A 19,771-nucleotide genomic window follows, 5' to 3' on the forward strand; every position below is an offset into this window, starting at 1 on the left:
TTTCTTGGTCCGGAAGGCTAGTCAACCAGGAGGTATTATATGAGTAAAGTAATTGACATTGTAGAAGAACTCGTCACACCAATTACAGAAGATTTAAACTTGGAATTAGTGGATATTGAATACGTCAAAGAAGGTAAAAATTGGTTTTTGCGTATTTATATCGACAAGGAAACAGGAGTGGATATTGAAGAATGCGGCCTCGTTAGTGAGCGTTTAAGCGAGCAACTAGATGCTAAAGATCCTATTCCATATAACTACTTCCTTGAAGTTTCTTCGCCAGGAGCGGAGAGACCGCTAAAGAAGCCAAAAGACTTTGAAAGAGCTGTCGGAAAAAGAGTACACGTGAAAACGTATGAAGCAATTGACGGTGAAAAAGCTTTTGAAGGTACATTATTATCTTATGACGAAGAGTCATTGACCGTTGAATATATGGTCAAAACAAGAAAAAAACAAGTGGAAATCCCAATGGAGAAAGTGGCAAAAGCACGCCTTGCGGTTTCCTTCTCTTAATATAGAGAAGGAAACGTATAGGCCTTTATAGTTCCTGTCCTATAGTGAAAGGGAATTCCGTTTTTGTACAGCTTTCCATAAAGGATGGTTTGAATTAATTTAAGGGGGCGGAACGTTCGATGAGCACTGAATTATATGATGCTCTTTTGTATTTAGAGAAAGAAAAAGGAATTGAAAGAGATGTGATCATTGAGGCAATTGAAGCAGCACTTGTTTCTGCCTATAAGCGCAACTTTAATCAAGCGCAAAATGTTCGCGTGGATCTCAATTTAGCAACAGGTACGATGCGTGTATTTGCACGTAAAGAAGTGGTAGACGAAGTATTTGATAGTCGCTTAGAAATTTCAGAAGCGGGTGCGAGAGAAGTGAATCCAGCGTATGAAATTGGCGATATTGTAGAATTAGAAGTGACGCCGAAAGATTTTGGTCGCATTGCTGCTCAAACAGCGAAGCAAGTAGTAACTCAACGCGTACGTGAAGCGGAAAGAGGAATCATTTATTCTGAATTTATCGATCGCGAAGAAGATATTATGACTGGAATCGTTCAACGTCAAGATTCTCGTTTTATTTATGTAAGTCTTGGCAAAATTGAAGCTTTATTGCCGTTATCTGAACAAATGCCTAATGAGAGCTATAAGCCACATGACCGCATTAAAGTTTTTATTACAAAAGTAGAGAGAACGACAAAAGGGCCGCAAATCTTTGTTTCAAGAACGCATCCAGGTCTATTAAAGCGCCTGTTTGAAATTGAAGTGCCGGAAATATTTGATGGTACGGTTGAGATTCGTTCTGTATCACGTGAAGCGGGAGACCGTTCAAAAATCTCCGTTTATGCAGAAAATCCAGAAATTGATCCGGTTGGCGCATGCGTCGGTCCAAAAGGAAATCGTGTCCAGGCAATTGTCAATGAATTAAAAGGCGAAAAAATTGATATCGTGAAATGGTCTGACGACCCGGTTGTGTTTGTTGCTAATGCGTTAAGCCCGTCGAAAGTCATCGATGTACAAGTAGATGAGGAAAATAAAGCAACAACGGTGATTGTACCTGATTATCAGCTTTCTCTTGCTATTGGTAAAAGAGGACAAAATGCTCGCCTAGCGGCTAAGTTAACGAACTGGAAAATCGATATTAAGAGCGAATCTGATGCTCGTGAAGCTGGCATTTATCCGCGTGAAGACGCAGCGATGAAAACTGTAGATGAAGAAGCTTATGACTTTTCCTCCGAAGAAATTGAATAAGAGGTGAAGAACAATGGCTAATCCTAAAAAAGTTCCATTAAGAAAATGTGTAGCTACAGGAGAAATGAAGTCGAAAAAAGAAATGGTAAGAATCGTTCGTTCGAAAGAAGGGGACGTATCTGTTGACTTAACCGGTAAAAAGTCTGGGCGCGGAGCTTATTTATCGAAAAGTAAAGAAGCTGTTGAATTAGCGAAAAAAAGAGGAATCTTATCTCGGCATTTAAGTTCAGAGATTCCGGATGCTGTTTTTGAGGAATTGCTGTCTCTTGTAGAAAAGGAGAGGCATTAATTCATGAAACAGCCTCAATGGGTAGGATTAATCGGATTAGCTAACCGTGCAAGAAAAATTATTTCCGGCGAAGAACTAACAGTAAAAGAAATTCAAAGAGGCCAAGCTAAATTGATTGTGCTTTCAATGGATGCTTCGCCTAATACAAAGAAAAAAATTCAAGATAAAGCAAGTTTTTACCAAGTGCCCGTAAGGTGGGTAGATGATCGGTATGTTCTAGGCCAGGCAATTGGCAAAGAGGCTAGGGTTGTTTTAGCGGTGTTAGACGCAGGTTTTGCAAACAAGCTTTCCTCCCTTCTCGATGATAATATGCGGGGGTGAACATATAATGAGTCAAAAAAGAGTGTATGAATATGCGAAACAAAAAAATGTGTCAAGTAAAGTGGTCATTGATAAATTAAAAGAGTTGAATGTAGAAGTCTCTAACCATATGACTGTTATTGACAAGGGGGCTATGCAAAAATTGGATAAATCATTAAATCAATCAAAAACAAATAATAAACCAAGTGCCAGTAAAGGTGCACCGTCAAAACCTAAGCAAGGAGCTAAATCTCAAGATTCTAAGAGAAATCCCCAGCAAAAAGGGAATAATAAAGCTCAAGGGCGTAACAAACAGCAAGGGAATAAACAGAGAAATGTAAAACCTGCTGCACCAACTCCGCCTAAAGTGAAAGAATTGCCAGAAAAAATTACGTTTACTGGTTCATTAACCGTAACCGAATTGGCAAAGAAGCTCAATCGCGAGCCGTCTGAAATTATTAAAAAGCTGTTCATGCTAGGTGTCATGGCTACAATTAACCAAGAGTTAGATAGTGATGCCATTGAACTAATTGCTGGTGAATACGGCGTAGAAGTAGAAGAAGAGATCTTAATTGATAAAGCGGATTTAGAAGTATATTTTGAAGCGGATGAAGAAGGGAAAGCGATTGAGCGACCAGCAGTTGTGACAATCATGGGACACGTTGACCATGGAAAAACAACGCTTCTTGACTCCATTCGAAATACGAAAGTCACTGAAGGAGAAGCTGGTGGAATCACTCAGCATATCGGTGCTTATCAAATTGAAGAGCAAGGCAAAAAAATCACGTTCCTTGATACACCTGGACATGCTGCGTTTACAACGATGCGTGCTCGCGGAGCGAAAATTACAGATATCACGATCCTTGTCGTGGCAGCAGATGATGGAGTGATGCCGCAAACGATTGAAGCGATCAATCATGCGAAAGCGGCAGAAGTGCCAATTATTGTTGCAGTAAACAAAATTGACAAGCCAACAGCGAATCCTGATCGCGTGATGCAAGAATTAACTGAGCATGGTCTTTTACCGGAAGCTTGGGGTGGCGAAACGATTTTCGTTCCTTTATCAGCGAAACATGGTGAAGGAATTGACACGTTGCTTGAAATGATTCTTTTAGTGGCTGAAGTAGAAGAGTTAAAAGCTAACCCTAATCGCCGTTCCATTGGAACAGTTATCGAGGCTGAGCTTGATAAAGGCCGCGGTTCGGTTGCAACATTGCTTGTTCAAAATGGTACATTAAATGTAGGAGATCCAATCGTTGTCGGCAACACGTTCGGTCGTGTGCGTGCAATGGTCAATGATTTAGGGCGCCGCGTAAAAGTAGCAGGACCTTCTACACCTGTGGAAATTACTGGATTGAATGACGTGCCATTAGCTGGAGACCGTTTCGTTGTTTTTGAAGATGAGAAAACAGCTCGCCAAATTGGTGAAGCACGTGCTCAAGAAGCATTGCAAGCGCAACGTAGCGAGAAATCTCGTGTCAGCTTAGATAATCTATTTGAACATATGAAACAAGGCGAAATGAAAGATTTAAATATCGTTTTAAAAGCTGACGTTCAAGGCTCGCTTGAAGCAGTTGCTGCTGCTTTGCGAAAACTTGAAGTAGAAGGCGTAAACGTGAAAATCATTCATACTGGTGTCGGAGCTATTACAGAGTCGGATGTTATTTTAGCATCAGCTTCTAATGCGATTGTTATCGGCTTCAATGTACGTCCAGATGTGAATGCAAAACGTGCAGCAGAAGCGGAAGAAGTCGATGTACGTCTTCACCGTATCATTTATAAAGTAATCGAAGAAATTGAAGCGGCAATGAAAGGAATGCTTGATCCTGAATTCCAAGAAAAAATCATCGGTCAAGCAGAAGTGCGTCAAACATTTAAAGTATCGAAAGTTGGTACAATTGCCGGATCTTATGTGACTGACGGTAAAATCACTCGCGATAGCGGTGTTCGTTTAATTCGTGATGGCATTGTTATTTTTGAAGGGGAAGTCGATGCACTGAGACGCTTCAAAGATGATGCGAAAGAAGTGGCTCAAGGTTATGAGTGCGGAATCACGATTAAAAACTTCAATGATGTGAAGGAAGGCGACATTATTGAAGCCTTCATTGAAGAGGAAATTGAGCGTAAATGATTGGTTGCGTTGAAGTAGAATATGTCATTCATGAGTCCCATTCTTTAAAAGAAAAACGGGCCGTGCTTCAACGTACAATCACTCGCCTAAAACAAAAATTAAATGTGTCTGTTGCTGAGACGAACCATCAAGACGTTTGGCAACGGACACAGCTTACCATTGTCACCGTCGCTTCCTCCAAACAAGCAGCTGAGAGGGAACTAGAAAACGCATTGAAATTTCTAGACTCGTTTCCTGAATGGGAGCGTCTGATGACATCCTATGAATGGTTATAGAGAGGTGAATAAAGATGACTCTTCGTTCTAATCGTGTCGGAGAACAAATGAAAAAAGAGCTAACGGATATTTTAAACCGTAAAGTGAAGGATCCTCGCATTGGCTTTATTACTGTTACAGATGTAGAGGTCACTGGTGATCTTCAACAAGCGAAGGTTTATATTACTGTCCTTGGCGATGAGCAGAAACGGGAAGAAACGTTAAAAGCTCTTGCAAAAGCGAAGGGATTTATCCGTTCTGAAGTGGGACAGAGAATCCGTCTTCGCAAAACACCGGAATTACTGTTTGAATTCGATGAATCCATCGCTTATGGAAATCGAATTGATGCTCTGCTACGAGAAATTGATAGCGAGTAGCCCTAAATGTGAAAGGTCTTTCGTTTCTGACTTGAATGCATATAGACTTTTTTCTATATTTAATTCATAAAGAGGCGTAAGACCTCTTTTTTTTACGAAGAAAATAAAGAAGGAGAGAACGAGGATGAACGGTATATTACCACTTTGGAAAGAAAAAGGGATGACCTCTCATGACTGCGTCTTTCGTATTAGAAAAATCCTTCGCACAAAAAAAGTGGGCCATACTGGAACGCTTGATCCAGATGTGGAAGGGGTATTACCGATCTGTATTGGTCGAGCGACGAAACTATCGGAATATATTATGAATTCGGGAAAAACGTATGTTGCCGAAGTGACGATAGGTTATTCTACAACGACGGAGGATGCCTCTGGAGAGTTAGTTGAACAAAGAGCAGTAACTGAACCATTTTCAAGGGAAGATATCTTACGTGTATTGCAGTCTTTAACGGGAGAGATCGTTCAAACGCCACCGATGTATTCTGCAGTCAAAGTCAATGGGAAACGATTGTATGAATATGCTCGTCAAGGAATAGAAGTCGAACGGCCTTCTAGAAAAGTAATGATTGAAGACATAGAACTTCTTGACGATAGAGAAGTGTTTGCTGGAGAGACGATCCGCTTTTCTATTCGTGTCGTTTGTGGGAAAGGAACATATATCCGTACGTTAGCTGTCATGATCGGTGAAAGATTAGGTTATCCTGCTCATATGTCCCATTTAGTAAGAACCTCATCAGGTGGGTTTACTCAAGCAGACTGTTTGACTCTTCAGCAGTTAGAGGAGAAGCAAGAAAATAACGAAGTCGAAGCTTGGTTGCACCCACTTGAAAAAGGTGTTTTACATTTGCCGAAATGGGAGATAAGTGATACATTAGCAGAGAAAGTTAAAAATGGCGCTGTGCTTGAGTTGCCAAATGATTGGCCAGCAGGAGAAGCGGAAGCTGTCGTTATCTTTCAAGGGCATTTACTAGCTATATATGGTTTGCATCCGACAAAACCAGGGAAAGTAAAGCCTGTAAAAGTATTAGGTGATTGACCAGGAAGAAGGGTGAAGAAAAGTGGAAATGATCATGTTGCACCATCCTCATCAATTACATAGAGAAGACTTACCACCGCTCGTTATAGCTCTTGGTTTTTTTGACGGTGTACATAAAGGTCATCAGCAAGTGATTCAAACAGCAGTAAACAAAGCACGAGAGTTAGGTATCAAAAGTGCCGTGATGACATTCGACCCGCATCCCTCTGTTGTGTTAGGTCGAAAGCATAAGCAAATTAAATATATTACCCCATTACAAGAGAAAAAACACGTCATGGAATCGCTTGGTGTGGATTACTTATTTGTTGTGCGATTCACCTCTGACTTCGCTGCTTTAGAACCGCAGCAATTCATTGACCATTATATTATCGGTCTACACGTCTTGCACGTAGTAGCTGGTTTTGATTATACGTACGGTAGACTAGGCAAGGGAACGATGGAGACGATTCATTTTCATTCTCGAGACCAATTTGATTTTACGACGGTTGATAAATTCGAGTATGAGGCAGAAAAGGTTAGCTCAACGAGAATACGAACACTTCTTGAAGATGGACAAATGGACATGGTGAAGCAATTAATTGGTCGGCCATACGAAGTGAGAGGTACGGTTATTCACGGAGATAAGCGAGGACGAAAAATCGGCTTTCCAACCGCGAATATTGAAGTAAGTGCTGATTTTATCACTCCTAAAACGGGTGTTTACGCAGTGAAGATCAAGGTGAAAGGTCATTGGTATAACGGAGTTTGTAATATCGGATACAGACCAACCTTTAAAAATCCAGATGAACCTTCATTATCGATTGAAGTACATATTTTTGATTTTCAACATTCGATCTATGGAGAGGAAGTCGCTATTCAATGGTTTATCCATATTCGGGGGGAACAGAAATTTAACGGTATTGAAGAGCTTGTCCGCCAAATTGAAAAGGATAAACAAATGGCCATGGACTGTTTGGTTAAGCAATCATAAAGTGAAACTTCCATCAGTGGGGATCTTACAGCCCGTTAATGCGGGATAAAAAGCTTGCATTTTGATTGAATATCCGATACAATTGAAATCGCATAAATTGAACCTTTGCTTGGCATTGCGCCACTCCGACGCATGCTCAGTAACAGGGGATTTGAAAATTTAAGGAGGAATTACAAATGGCATTAACTCAAGAACGTAAGAATGAAATCATCAGCCAATTTAAAACACATGAGAGTGACACAGGATCTCCAGAAGTACAAATCGCTGTACTTACTGAGCAAATCAACACTCTAAACGATCATTTACGTACTCACAAAAAAGATCATCATTCACGTCGTGGTCTTTTGAAAATGGTAGGACGTCGTCGTAACTTGTTAACGTACCTTCGTAACAAAGACGTTCAACGTTACCGTGAACTAATTCAAAAACTTGGTTTACGTCGATAAGCAATGCGGGAAGCGGGATTTTTCCCGCTTTTTTATTACGTTCAAAACATTTGGTATTTAATTACATTTGGTGTTAAAAATAAATGCTTAATGAATATGTTTTCAGTAAATAATACATAAGATAGGTAATTTAAAGGTTACACCTTTGCATAGCATTCAACGAATGTTATGCTATTATGTAGAATTGCAAATTATTCATCATTTTTATTGATATAGAGAGGGGTTCATTTATGGAGCAAGGGAAACAAACATTTTCCATAGAATGGGCAGGCCGAACGCTGACAGTAGAAATCGGCGAGGTCGCTAAACAAGCAAATGGAGCAGCATTAATCCATTATGGAGATACGGTTGTGTTAAGCACAGCAACAGCATCAAAAGAAGCAAAAGCAGTAGACTTTTTCCCATTGACAGTAAATTATGAAGAACGTTTATATGCGGTAGGAAAAATCCCGGGTGGATTTATTAAACGTGAAGGTCGTCCGAGTGAAAAAGCGACGTTGGCAAGTCGCTTAATCGATCGTCCGATTCGTCCTTTGTTTGCAGACGGATTCCGTAATGAAGTACAAGTCATTAGTATCGTGATGAGTGTGGATCAAGATTGTTCCTCTGAAATGGCGGCTATGTTTGGCTCTTCTTTAGCGCTAAGCATTTCTGATATCCCATTCGAAGGTCCAATTGCCGGTGCCGTTGTAGGACGCATTGATGGGGAGTTCATTATCAATCCATCTGTTGAGCAAATGGAAAGCAGTGATATGAACTTAACCGTTGCTGGTACGAAAGATGCCATCAACATGGTTGAAGCAGGAGCGGATGAAGTACCTGAAGAAGTGATGCTTGAAGCGATTATGTTTGGGCATGAAGAAATTAAACGGATGATTGCTTTCCAAGAGGAAATTGTTCAAGCGGTTGGAAAAGAAAAGATCGCAGTGGAACTATATGAAATTGACTTCGACATTGAGCAAAAAATTCGGACACTTTGTGAGCAAGATATGGTTCAAGCGATTCAAGTACAAGAAAAGCACGCTCGTGAAGAAGCGATCACAGCAGTAAAAGATGCAGTGAAAGACAAATTCATTGAAGAAGAAGCCGATGACGAAACAATGAAACAAGTGGGACAAATGTTAGATAAGCTTGTGAAGGAAGAAGTTCGTCGTTTAATTACGGTAGAAAAAATTCGACCAGATGGACGTCAAATCGATGAGATTCGTCCGCTAGCGTCCACAATCGGTATTTTGCCGCGTACGCATGGTTCTGGAATGTTCACGCGTGGGCAAACGCAAGTACTAAGCATCTGTACACTTGGTGCTCTAGGCGATGTGCAAATTTTAGATGGATTAGGCGTAGAAGAATCAAAACGCTTTATGCATCATTACAATTTCCCTTCCTTCAGTGTTGGTGAAACTCGTCCTCTTCGCGCGCCGGGTCGCCGTGAAATTGGACATGGTGCTTTAGGAGAAAGAGCACTTGAACCAATCGTTCCTAGTGAAAAGGATTTCCCATACACAATTCGTCTTGTATCAGAAGTATTAGAATCGAATGGTTCGTCTTCTCAAGCAAGTATTTGTGCAAGTACGATGGCGATGATGGATGCTGGTGTACCAATTAAAGCGCCAGTAGCTGGAATTGCGATGGGTCTAGTGAAATCTGGTGAACATTATACCGTATTAACAGATATTCAAGGGCTAGAAGACCACTTAGGTGATATGGACTTTAAAGTTGCAGGTACATCTAAAGGGGTAACGGCGCTTCAAATGGATATTAAGATTGAAGGGCTTAGCCGAGAAATTCTTGAAGAAGCATTGCAACAAGCAAAAACAGGTCGTATGCAGATTTTAGACCATATGATGGCTACGATCTCTCAACCACGTGAAGAATTATCTGCTTATGCACCGAAAATTTTAACAATGAAAATTAACCCAGATAAGATCCGTGATGTTATTGGACCAAGCGGAAAACAAATCAATAAAATCATTGATGAGACAGGGGTTAAAATTGACATCGAGCAAGATGGAACGATTTTCATTTCTTCTACAGAGGCAGCTAAAAATAATCAAGCAAAGAAAATTATTGAAGACATCGTTCGTGAGGTGGAAGTTGGCCAAATGTACTTAGGAACGGTGAAGCGCATTGAGAAGTTCGGTGCTTTTGTTGAACTATTCCCAGGTAAAGACGGTCTCGTTCATATTTCTGAATTAGCAGAAGAGCGAGTTCGTAAAGTGGAGGATGTCGTTGCTCTTGGAGATCAATTATTGGTGAAAGTGATCAATATTGATGATCAAGGCCGAGTGAATATTTCTCGTAAAGCGGTATTAAAAGAGCAGAAGGAAGCAGCTGAAAAGCAGCAGCAAGAATCTTAATAGTAAAGGTCTGTCATAATGGGGTCTGTCTCTGATGAACTTTACAATATCTAAAAAAGCTATTCATAATAGGTTTTAGGTATTGCATCGTTAGGGGGCAAGCCCTTTTTTAATGAGCGTAAGTGTTTGACTGTTTGTACAATTGACTGAGTTCTACTTCTTTTCGTTCACTCATAGTTTTAAATGAACGAAAGGAGGAATCGATCATGTCAGTAACAAAAAAAGTCACTAGTATAGTCGTCATAGCTATCATCACATTTACGATTATGAATCATACACCTATTAATACCTATATAAATAGCCTAAAATATGATACGGTCGCTGTACAAAAGCCCATTCGATCGTTAGAGGATAGAGTGAAGAGTGAAGCAAAAAAGCGCCACAAAGAACCTCAAGATGCCGTTATCGATCGTGTATGGAAAAAGACACCTGGATATAACGGACTTGAAGTGGACATTGAGAAATCTTTAAAAAATATGAAAAAGGATGGAATATTTGTTGAAAAACATTTAATATACAGGCAGGTACCTCCCAAGATACATTTAAAGGACTTATCGCCAGCTCCGATTTATCGGGGGCATCCTGATAAACCAATGGTTAGCTTTGCTATAAATGTAGCTTGGGGAGAAGAATATTTACCTGAGATGCTGTCGATATTGAAGAAACATCATATTCATGCCACCTTTTTTTTTGAAGGCCGTTGGGTAAAAAAACATCCTGATCTTGCGAAGATGATCATTAAAGCTGGACATGAAGCGGGAAATCATTCTTATTCACATCCAAATATGGCCGTTTTAAGCATAAGCAAAACAAATGAAGAAATGGTCAAGACAAATGAAGTGATCGAAGCGGTCACCGGTTATAAACCTAAATTATTCGCTCCGCCTAGCGGAAGTTTTGATGACCATACCGTACAGGAAGCTCATAGGCTTGGTATGTGGACCACATTATGGACAGTGGATACGGTTGATTGGAGAAAGCCAACACCCGGGGAACTGATTGAACGGGTGATGAATAAAGTTCATCCAGGGGCTATTATTTTAATGCATCCGACAAAATCTTCATCTGCTTCTTTAGACACCCTTATTAAAGAAATCAAAGCAAAGAAGTTTAAAATCGGTACGGTGTCCAACCTATTAAGTGAGACCCAGGTGTTATCGAGTGATACGAATTAGACATAGTATAGAACTTGCTTTTTGGCTGCAGCTAGAATAGGAGGATTACATTGATAAAGAAATTCACTTGTAATAATGGAGTTAGAATCGTATTGGAAGAAATTCCAACTGTTAGATCCGCGGCGATCGGAATTTGGATTGCCACAGGTTCAAGAGATGAAACGCCTGAAAATAATGGGATTTCTCATTTTCTTGAACATATGTTTTTTAAAGGAACAGAAACAAAGTCAGCGAAAGAAATCGCAGAAAGCTTTGATAGTATCGGTGGGCAAGTCAATGCATTCACGTCAAAAGAATACACTTGTTACTATGCCAAAGTGCTAGATAATCATGCTTCTTATGCGTTATCAACTCTTGCGGATATGTTCTTTCATTCATCATTTGAACAAAAAGAGATGGATAAAGAGAAGAATGTAGTAGCAGAGGAAATTAAAATGTATGAGGATACACCGGATGATATTGTTCATGATCTTTTAAGTCGGGCAGTGTATGAGAACCATCCGCTTGGTTATCCAATTCTTGGAACGGAAGAAACGTTGTCAACATTTACAAGAGATACATTAAAGCAGTATATGCATGATATGTATACACCGGACCGTGTAGTGATCTCCATTGCTGGGAATGTTAGCGAAGAATTGGTGAAACAAGCGGAGTCACTATTTGGAAGCTACGAAGGGGGCAGCCGACCAGCGAACGGAACGGCACCTGCATTTTATTGTAATAAGCTTTCTAGAAAAAAAGAAACTGAACAAGCTCATTTATGTTTAGGGTTTCAAGGGCTTCCTCTAGGGAATGAAGATATTTATAGTCTTATTATACTAAATAATATCGTTGGAGGTAGCATGTCATCTCGTTTGTTCCAAGAAGTTCGTGAGCAAAGAGGACTAGCTTATTCCGTCTTTTCTTATCATTCGTCTTTTCAAGATAGTGGGCTGGTAACGATCTATGGAGGGACTGGAGCGAAACAGCTCGATCAGTTATTTGAAACGATCCAAGGTACACTGAGCTCTTTGAAAAGAGAGGGTATTACAGCGAAGGAGCTACACAATAGCAAGGAACAGTTAAAAGGCAGCTTAATGCTTAGCCTTGAAAGTACAAACAGCCGAATGAGTCGGAATGGCAAAAATGAACTCGTTTTAAGAAAGCATCGCTCTTTAGATGAAATTGTCGGTTTAATCGATCGTGTGACACTCGAGTCGGTTAACCGTATGTCTGAAATCATATTTACCGAAGATTATTCTGCGGCTCTTATCAGTCCGGACGGAAAACTGCCGGCTTCTATATAAAAAATAATTAAAGTGATCTCAACAGGGATCTGCTCCTATCAAGGGTATCTAATGTAAAAAGGGATTTGCACTTTTTACTTATTAGATATTCCCTTTAAGGGGCAGATCCTTTTGTTTTTGAAAACAATATTTTATTTCACCCATGAAAAATTTTTTCATACAATATAGGAGTGAATCGGTGCCACACACAAAAAAGGATGGTGAAGGTTATGCTAACAGGGCTGCAAGTCGCAGTGTTAGGTGGAGATGCGCGCCAGCTTGAAATTATTCGAAAACTAACAGAGTTGGATGCAAAAATTTATTTAGCTGGATTTGATCAATTAGAGCAAAGCTTCACTGGAGCGGTAAAGGAGAATATGGAGGACATTCCTTTTGAACAAATCGATGCGATTGTCCTTCCCGTAGCTGGTTTGCAAGCGACTGGTGAAGTAGAAACCATTTTTTCCAAAAGTCACTTACGCTTATCCAAAGATATCTTTGACAGAACCCCTAAACATTGTGTCATTTTTACAGGTATTAGCCCACCCTTATTAACGAATATGGCAGAAAAAGCAGGAAGAAAGCTAGTCCGTTTGTTTGATCGAGATGATGTAGCCATCTATAACTCGATTCCTACTGCTGAAGGAACAGTTCTCATGGCGATTCAGCATACCGACTTCACCATTCATGGTTCAACCGTGGCTGTCATTGGCATGGGGCGTGTGGGGATGAGTGTGGCTAGGACATTTAACAACCTAGGTGCAAATGTTTTGCTTGGTGCTAGGCGAAGTGAACACTTGGCCCGAGCGATTGAAATGGGATTAACCCCATTTAAAATGAATGAATTATCAGCAGTAGCGGAGAAAGCAGATATTATTATTAACACCGTTCCCTCTTTAGTGGTGACAGCGTCTGCCATCGCTAAAATGCGACCTCATACACTCATCATTGATCTCGCTTCAAAACCTGGAGGGACCGATTTTCGATACGCAGAGAAAAGAGGCATAAAAGCAATTTTAGCCCTTGGGCTTCCAGGTCTTGTTGCGCCGAAAACGGCAGGGCAAATATTAGCCAATGTGCTAGCAGAATTATTAAAGAATGATGCAACAAAATGAAAGGAGAGTAGGAACATGACTTTAAAAGGAAAACGAATTGGTTTTGGAATCACTGGCTCGCATTGTACGTACAGTGAGATTTTTCCTCAAATCGAACAGCTAGTTCAGCTTGGAGCAGAAGTCGTTCCAGTAGTGACAGGAACCGTTAAAGGAACGGGTACCCGCTTTGGAGAGGCGGGGGAATGGGTTGGAAAAATTGAAAAAGTAACCAATACTAAAGTTATCGATTCCATTGTAGATGCAGAACCCCTCGGTCCTAAAATTCCTCTTGATTGCATGGTAGTAGCTCCTATTACCGGTAACTCTCTCAGTAAATTTGCTAATGCCATGACGGATTCTCCTGTTTTAATGGCTGCTAAAGCGACACTTCGTAATCAGAAACCAGTCGTTCTTGGAATATCCACTAATGATGCTCTTGGATTAAATGGAATAAATATCATGAGGTTAATGCCGATTAAACATATTTATTTTATTCCATTTGGTCAAGACGATCCAGTGAAGAAGCCAAACTCCATGGTGGCGCGGATGGATAGCTTAATCGAAACTATTGATTCCGCTTTACTTGGCAAACAGCTTCAACCTGTCATTATTGAACGATTTAGGGATGGGAATTAACCTTCCCTTTTTTCTCTTTTTTGAATAACTGAATATTTTCTTCTGCTTTTCAAACTTTAATGTGTTAAAATAGTAGCTATTAAAAAAGTGTTGTTACATTTTTTTTACTATTTTTTATTATGAAAAAACGTGTTACATATACACGAGTAATTTGGTCTAGGGAAAGGGGAAGAAAAATGAGTAATCAAGGATTTCATGTAGCTGTAGTAGGTGCAACAGGTGCAGTAGGACAACAAATGTTGGAAACCTTAGCGAATAGAGATTTTCCAATTCGTGAGCTTACATTGCTGTCATCCGCGCGTTCAGCTGGGAAAGCAATTTTATTTAAAGGTGAAGAAGTGATTGTACAAGAAGCGAAGCCTGAAAGCTTTGAAGGCGTGGATATTGCTCTTTTCAGCGCAGGTGGAAGCATTTCTAAAGAGTTGGCTCCAGAAGCAGCTAAGCGCGGTGCCATTGCCATTGATAATACAAGCGCATTTAGAATGGATCCGGAAGTGCCACTTGTTGTTCCAGAGGTCAATAAAGAGGATTTAAGACAGCATAAAGGCATTATTGCTAATCCAAACTGTTCTACGATTCAAATGGTGGCAGCACTTGAACCGCTACGTCAAGCGTATGGATTGAAAAAAGTAGTAGTATCTACTTATCAAGCGGTGTCAGGAGCAGGCGCGAAAGCTGTTCAAGAATTAAATGATCAAACAAAAGCAATCGTTGAAGGAAAAGAGTTCCAACCAGAAATTCTTCCAGTAGGTAGCGATAAAAAGCATTACCAAATTGCTTTTAATGCGATTCCTCAAATTGATAAATTCGAGGAAAATGGGTTTACATTTGAAGAAATGAAAATGATTAATGAGACAAAAAAAATTATGCATATGCCAGAGTTAAAAGTGGCAGCGACTTGTGTGCGCCTTCCAATTGCAACAGGGCATTCTGAGTCTTTATACTTTGAAGTGGAAGCAACGGGTGTAACAACGACAGATATTCAAGCTAAATTAAAGGATGCTCCAGGAATCGTATTAGAAGACAATCCTTCTGAGCAAGTGTACCCAATGCCAGCTAATTGCGTCGGCAAAATCGACGTGTTCGTTGGACGGATTAGAAAAGACCTAGATGAAGATACAGGTTTCCATATGTGGGTTGTATCTGATAATTTATTAAAAGGTGCTGCTTGGAACTCCGTTCAAATTGCCGAAACTTTAGTTGAAATGGGTCTAGTTGAAGCAAAATAATTAATAGATGAATTCTCACCGAGGAAATGCAGAGGTGTAAAAAAGTGAAAATTATCATTCAAAAATTTGGCGGCACATCTGTGCGCGATGAAAACACGCGGCAAAATGCTAAACGTCATATTGAAAAAGCCATAAAAGAAGGATACAAAGTAGTTGTTGTCGTTTCTGCTATGGGGCGTAAAGGTGAACCATATGCAACAGATACTCTTTTATCTTTAGCTAATGGGCAAGATATGAAGCTATCAGCAAGAGAGCAGGATATGCTTCTTTCTTGCGGTGAAGTTATTTCAAGTCTTGTGTTTACGAATATGCTGCTTGACAGCGGTATTTCCGCTTGCGCATTAAATGGAGCACAGGCTGGTTTTGTCACAAATAGCGAGCACACAAATGCGAAGATCTTGGAAATGAAATGCTCACGAGTTCGAAAAGAGCTAGAGGCACATGATGTCGTTGTTGTTGCTGGTTTTCAAGGAGCGAATGCAGCAGGTGATGTCACAACACTTGGTCGAGGAGGCAGCGATACGTCAGCAGCAGCTTTAGGGTCTGCTCTTGGTGCCGACTGGATTGACATCTTTACTGATGTAGAAGGAATTATGACGGCTGATCCTCGAGTCGCCGATAAAGCCAGACCTCTATCTGTCGTCACATATAATGAGGTTTGCAACATGGCTTATCAAGGAGCGAAAGTCATTCATCCTCGGGCAATAGAAATAGCGATGCAGGCGAAGGTTCCTGTGCGCATACGGTCAACAAATTCTGATGGTCTAGGGACACTTGTCACTTCTTTATCCAAGCAAAATCAAGGCTCGGACATTAGAGAACGACTAGTGACGGGAATCGCTCATGTATCGGATGTTGCTCAAATTAAAGTACAGGCAAAAAAAGATCAGTATAATTTACAGGCTGAAGTATTTAAAGCGATGGCTAATGAGAAAATTAGTGTAGACTTCATTAATATTTCTCCAACAGGCGTTGTCTATACGGTGACAGGCAACATGGCTGAACGAGCAGAGCAAGTATTAAAAGAGATGGGGTATACCCCTGACGTTGAGAGAGACTGTGCAAAAGTATCCGTTGTAGGTGCTGGGATGACAGGTGTTCCAGGGGTTACATCGAAAATTGTTCATGCTCTCGCTGAACGAAATGTAAGAATATTACAATCGGCTGACAGTCATACAACGATATGGGTGCTTGTAAAAAGTGAAGAACTTGTTACTGCAGTCAATGCGTTGCACGATGCTTTTGAATTACATGAAGACCACAGTGAATATGAAATGAAGAAGTAAGCTCGACGGAGGAGGAATCAGTATGGTTTCATTCGGACGGGTGTCCACTGCCATGGTGACACCTTTTGATTCAAAAGGAAATATTGATTTTGAAAAAACAAGCCAGCTTGTAAATCATTTAATTAATAATGGGACGGATTCTCTTGTTGTTGCTGGAACAACAGGGGAATCACCAACTTTGACTGCAGAAGAAAAAGTTGCCCTGTTTCGCCATACGGTTGAAGCTGTAGCAGGACGAGTTCCTGTCATTGCGGGAACAGGAAGCAATAATACAAAGCAGTCCATTGAATTAACGAAAAAGGCAGAAGAAGTAGGAGTAGATGCAATTATGCTCGTGACTCCTTACTACAATAAGCCGAATCAAGAAGGTCTTTATCAGCATTTTAAAACCATCGCTGAATCTACTTCATTACCGGTTATGATCTATAATATTCCTGGTCGTGCCAGTGTCAATATTGCTCCAGAAACAACGATTAAACTATCAAAAATAGCGAATATCGTGGCGGTAAAAGAAGCGAGCGGGAACATTGATGCGGTGACTGAGATTATTGCTGGCACAGCGGATGATTTTCTTGTTTACAGTGGAGATGATGGTTTAGCTCTTCCAGTGCTTTCTGTTGGCGGAGATGGTGTCGTTTCCGTTGCTTCTCATATTGTTGGCAATGACATGCAACAAATGGTTTCCTTCTTTTTAGAAGGCAAACATCAAGAAGCGGCCAAAATTCATCAGCAGCTACTACCTGTTATTAGAGGGTTATTTGCTGCGCCAAGTCCAGTGCCAGTCAAAACGGCTTTGCAATTAAAAGGAATGGATATGGGAAGTGTGCGTTTACCGCTTGTCCCTCTTTCAGAAGCTGAGCGAGCGGATTTAATAAAATTGTTGTAAGTGTAGTGTGAATATATGTCAGTACTCTGTCCGGTTGAGATGAGCTTAGCCGGACAGTTTTTTTATGCTATATAACTGGACAATTGTTCATGCTTTGAACCGTTGATAGGACAGACTCTCTTCTCCAAAAGAGTAGTCGGAAAAACATTGTTCTTCAAATGATGAAAGATTGTATTGGCTTTACTTTCCTTCATCTATTATAATAAGAACAATGGTATGGGACGGGCTGGTCTTTATATAGGAGGAAGAATATAGTGGGTAAGAGAAAAAATGAAGTGATTAAAGTCATTCCACTTGGTGGAGTCGGAGAAATTGGAAAGAATATGACGGTCATTGAAGTAGACCAAGAAATTTTTGTAGTAGATACTGGATTAATGTTTCCTGAAAATGAAATGCTTGGAATTGATATAGTCATTCCAGATATCACTTATTTAGTTGAAAACAAAGAGCGGGTGAAAGGGATTTTCCTTACACACGGGCATGAAGATGCGATTGGGGCTTTAGGGTATATTTTGAAGAAAATTAAAGCGCCAGTCTATGGAAGCAAGCTAACGATTGCTTTGGCAAAAATGAGACTTCGTGAAGAAAACGTAAAAGAAGAGGTTAAATATTATACCGTTCATTCCGATTCTCGTTTGCGTTTTAATGGGGTTGATGTCACATTTTTCAGAACGACTCATAGCATTCCAGATTCATTAGGGGTGGCGATTCATACGTCAGAAGGAGCGATCGTTCACACTGGTGAATTTAAGTTTGATCAGGCGGCTAAAGGATTGTATGAACCTGATATTGGTAAGATGGCTCAGCTTGGTCAAAATGGCGTGTTTATGTTGCTGTCTGATTCAACAGAAGCAGAAAGACCAGGGCACACCACGTCTGAAGCAGTCATTGCTAATCAATTATCGGACGCCTTTCATTCAGCAAAAGGCCGTATTATTGTCGCTTCTTTTGCGTCAAACATTGTGCGTATTCAGCAAGTATTTGATGCAGCTTACCAGAACGGCAGAAAAGTTGCTGTCAGCGGAAAAAGTATGCAGCGTGTGAACGATATAGCAATTAAGCTTGGCTATTTAAACGTACAGGACGATATCCTTATCAGTTTACAGGAAATTTCTGAATACCCGGATCATCAAATTGTTATTTTAACGACGGGTGTGCAGGGAGAACCGATTGAAGCATTGCAAAAGATGGCAAAAGGTACAAATAAATTAGTCAAAATCAAAAAAGGTGACTCGGTGTTAATCACAGCCACTCCTTCACCAGGTTTAGAAATACTGCTAGCTAAAACGGTGGATCTTTTGTATCGTTCAGGTGCCAATGTTCTTACCGGCAAGCGAAAAGTGCACGTATCAGGACATGGTTTTCAAGAAGATTTGAAATTTATGTTAAATTTAATGAAGCCGAGATATTTCGTTCCAGTTCAAGGAGAATATCGCATGTTGAAAGCGCACGCGAAGCTTGCTGTTCAAGTGGGAATGTCTTTGGATAACATTGTCATCCCAGACAAGGGTGACGTCATTGAATATAAAAATGAAAAACTTCGCGTAACCTCCAAGGTACCTGCAGGAAATGTACTAATCGATGGAATTGGAGTAGGAGATGTCGGTAACATTGTGTTACGAGATCGAAAGCTACTTTCTCAAGATGGGATTTTCATTGTTGTCATTACATTGAGCAAAAAGGAAAAGCGAATTGTTTCTGGCCCTGAAATTATTTCACGTGGATTCGTTTATGTGAGAGAATCGGAGAAGTTAATGGAACAATCCACACAATTAATTACAGAGATCGTTGAAAAAAATATGGCCGGAGAGTCTTTTGAATGGTCAAGCATTAAACAAGACGTTAGAGATCAACTTAACGCCTTTCTGTTTGAAAAAACAAAACGCCGCCCAATGATCCTACCAATCATTATGGAAGTATAGACAAGAGCTATACCATCGAAGTGGCAGCCTTTGCCACACTGGTATAACTGTCTAAGAAAAGTATAAAATATACAAAGGGGCTGTCCAAAAAGTCCGATTTTGACTAATAAGCATCCAAATTTAAAACCCAAGAACGTTGATTTAACAGCATTCTTGGGTTTTAGTTTTTTCACTTTTTGGGTTGTATCATTCCTTTTCGGACAGCCTCTTTTGCCTTTATTCCATATTCTTCCACTAAAAACATAGACAAATGTCTATCCTTAGAGTTTTCCTGCTTCCTCGTACCCCATTTCGCTAAACTGCTAGCTACTCTGGTTGATGTAGCACTCCACAGGCGTAATTTCGGGGGTAGCCCCACCTATCATACACCACA

At 40.3% G+C, this 19,771-nt stretch carries 19 protein-coding genes; all 19 read left to right on the top strand.

Going from position 1 to position 19,771, the window contains the following annotated elements; all coding sequences use genetic code 11:
* Positions 1 to 39 precede the first annotated feature (39 nt).
* The 19 genes from rimP to WDJ61_RS07100 all read left to right on the top strand — a co-directional run bounded on the left by rimP (position 40) and on the right by WDJ61_RS07100 (position 19,398).
* Positions 40 to 510, top strand: coding sequence for a ribosome maturation factor RimP (rimP, locus tag WDJ61_RS07010; protein ID WP_338754063.1), 471 nt, complete (start codon positions 40 to 42; stop codon positions 508 to 510).
* A gap of 119 nt (positions 511 to 629) precedes the next feature.
* Positions 630 to 1,748: a transcription termination factor NusA gene (nusA, locus tag WDJ61_RS07015; RefSeq protein ID WP_338754064.1), complete on the top strand. Its 1,119-nt coding sequence runs from the start codon at positions 630 to 632 to the stop codon at positions 1,746 to 1,748.
* Positions 1,749 to 1,761: 13 nt separating this feature from the next.
* Positions 1,762 to 2,037: an RNase P modulator RnpM gene (rnpM, locus tag WDJ61_RS07020; protein ID WP_338754065.1), complete on the top strand. Its 276-nt coding sequence runs from the start codon at positions 1,762 to 1,764 to the stop codon at positions 2,035 to 2,037.
* Positions 2,038 to 2,040: 3 nt separating this feature from the next.
* Positions 2,041 to 2,358: a YlxQ family RNA-binding protein gene (locus WDJ61_RS07025; protein ID WP_338754066.1), complete on the top strand. Its 318-nt coding sequence runs from the start codon at positions 2,041 to 2,043 to the stop codon at positions 2,356 to 2,358.
* 7 nt (positions 2,359 to 2,365) lie between these two features.
* Complete coding sequence (gene infB, locus WDJ61_RS07030; protein WP_338754067.1) at positions 2,366 to 4,468, top strand: translation initiation factor IF-2; 2,103 nt, start codon at positions 2,366 to 2,368, stop codon at positions 4,466 to 4,468.
* Complete coding sequence (locus WDJ61_RS07035) at positions 4,465 to 4,743, top strand: DUF503 domain-containing protein (RefSeq protein ID WP_338754068.1); 279 nt, start codon at positions 4,465 to 4,467, stop codon at positions 4,741 to 4,743. The genes infB and WDJ61_RS07035 overlap by 4 nt, the downstream gene beginning before the upstream one ends.
* Positions 4,744 to 4,757: 14 nt before the next feature.
* Positions 4,758 to 5,099: a 30S ribosome-binding factor RbfA gene (gene rbfA / locus WDJ61_RS07040; RefSeq protein ID WP_338754069.1), complete on the top strand. Its 342-nt coding sequence runs from the start codon at positions 4,758 to 4,760 to the stop codon at positions 5,097 to 5,099.
* 124 nt (positions 5,100 to 5,223) lie between these two features.
* A complete protein-coding gene (gene truB, locus WDJ61_RS07045) occupies positions 5,224 to 6,132 on the top strand; it encodes a tRNA pseudouridine(55) synthase TruB (RefSeq protein WP_338754070.1) in 909 nt (302 codons plus the stop codon).
* Between the two features lie 22 nt (positions 6,133 to 6,154).
* On the top strand, positions 6,155 to 7,102 hold the full coding sequence (gene ribF / locus WDJ61_RS07050) for a bifunctional riboflavin kinase/FAD synthetase (RefSeq protein ID WP_338754071.1): 948 nt from the start codon (positions 6,155 to 6,157) through the stop codon (positions 7,100 to 7,102).
* Between the two features lie 176 nt (positions 7,103 to 7,278).
* Complete coding sequence (gene rpsO, locus WDJ61_RS07055; RefSeq protein ID WP_338754073.1) at positions 7,279 to 7,548, top strand: 30S ribosomal protein S15; 270 nt, start codon at positions 7,279 to 7,281, stop codon at positions 7,546 to 7,548.
* 230 nt (positions 7,549 to 7,778) lie between these two features.
* The gene (pnp, locus tag WDJ61_RS07060) at positions 7,779 to 9,905 is read left to right on the top strand and encodes a polyribonucleotide nucleotidyltransferase (protein WP_338754075.1); all 2,127 of its coding nucleotides are present in this window, start codon (positions 7,779 to 7,781) and stop codon (positions 9,903 to 9,905) included.
* Between the two features lie 206 nt (positions 9,906 to 10,111).
* Positions 10,112 to 11,080: a polysaccharide deacetylase family protein gene (locus tag WDJ61_RS07065; RefSeq protein ID WP_338754076.1), complete on the top strand. Its 969-nt coding sequence runs from the start codon at positions 10,112 to 10,114 to the stop codon at positions 11,078 to 11,080.
* 50 nt (positions 11,081 to 11,130) lie between these two features.
* Positions 11,131 to 12,366, top strand: a complete 1,236-nt coding sequence (locus tag WDJ61_RS07070) for a pitrilysin family protein (protein WP_338754078.1) — start codon at positions 11,131 to 11,133, stop codon at positions 12,364 to 12,366.
* 209 nt (positions 12,367 to 12,575) lie between these two features.
* Positions 12,576 to 13,460 (top strand): dipicolinic acid synthetase subunit A, encoded by an 885-nt coding sequence (gene dpaA, locus WDJ61_RS07075; RefSeq protein WP_338754079.1) that lies wholly within the window; start codon positions 12,576 to 12,578, stop codon positions 13,458 to 13,460.
* A 15-nt stretch (positions 13,461 to 13,475) separates the two neighbouring features.
* Entirely contained in the window at positions 13,476 to 14,075 is a 600-nt protein-coding gene (locus tag WDJ61_RS07080) for a dipicolinate synthase subunit B (RefSeq protein WP_338754080.1), read from the top strand.
* Between the two features lie 176 nt (positions 14,076 to 14,251).
* Positions 14,252 to 15,304 (top strand): aspartate-semialdehyde dehydrogenase, encoded by a 1,053-nt coding sequence (gene asd / locus WDJ61_RS07085; RefSeq protein WP_338754081.1) that lies wholly within the window; start codon positions 14,252 to 14,254, stop codon positions 15,302 to 15,304.
* A gap of 44 nt (positions 15,305 to 15,348) precedes the next feature.
* Positions 15,349 to 16,590, top strand: a complete 1,242-nt coding sequence (dapG, locus tag WDJ61_RS07090) for an aspartate kinase (protein ID WP_338754082.1) — start codon at positions 15,349 to 15,351, stop codon at positions 16,588 to 16,590.
* Between the two features lie 22 nt (positions 16,591 to 16,612).
* The gene (gene dapA / locus WDJ61_RS07095) at positions 16,613 to 17,476 is read left to right on the top strand and encodes a 4-hydroxy-tetrahydrodipicolinate synthase (protein WP_338754083.1); all 864 of its coding nucleotides are present in this window, start codon (positions 16,613 to 16,615) and stop codon (positions 17,474 to 17,476) included.
* A gap of 254 nt (positions 17,477 to 17,730) precedes the next feature.
* Entirely contained in the window at positions 17,731 to 19,398 is a 1,668-nt protein-coding gene (locus WDJ61_RS07100) for a ribonuclease J (RefSeq protein WP_338754084.1), read from the top strand.
* The last annotated feature ends 373 nt before the right edge of the window (positions 19,399 to 19,771 follow it).

Origin of the sequence: Bacillus sp. FJAT-52991, assembly GCF_037201805.1 — a bacterium.
Lineage (GTDB): Bacteria > Bacillota > Bacilli > Bacillales > Domibacillaceae > Bacillus_CE > Bacillus_CE kandeliae.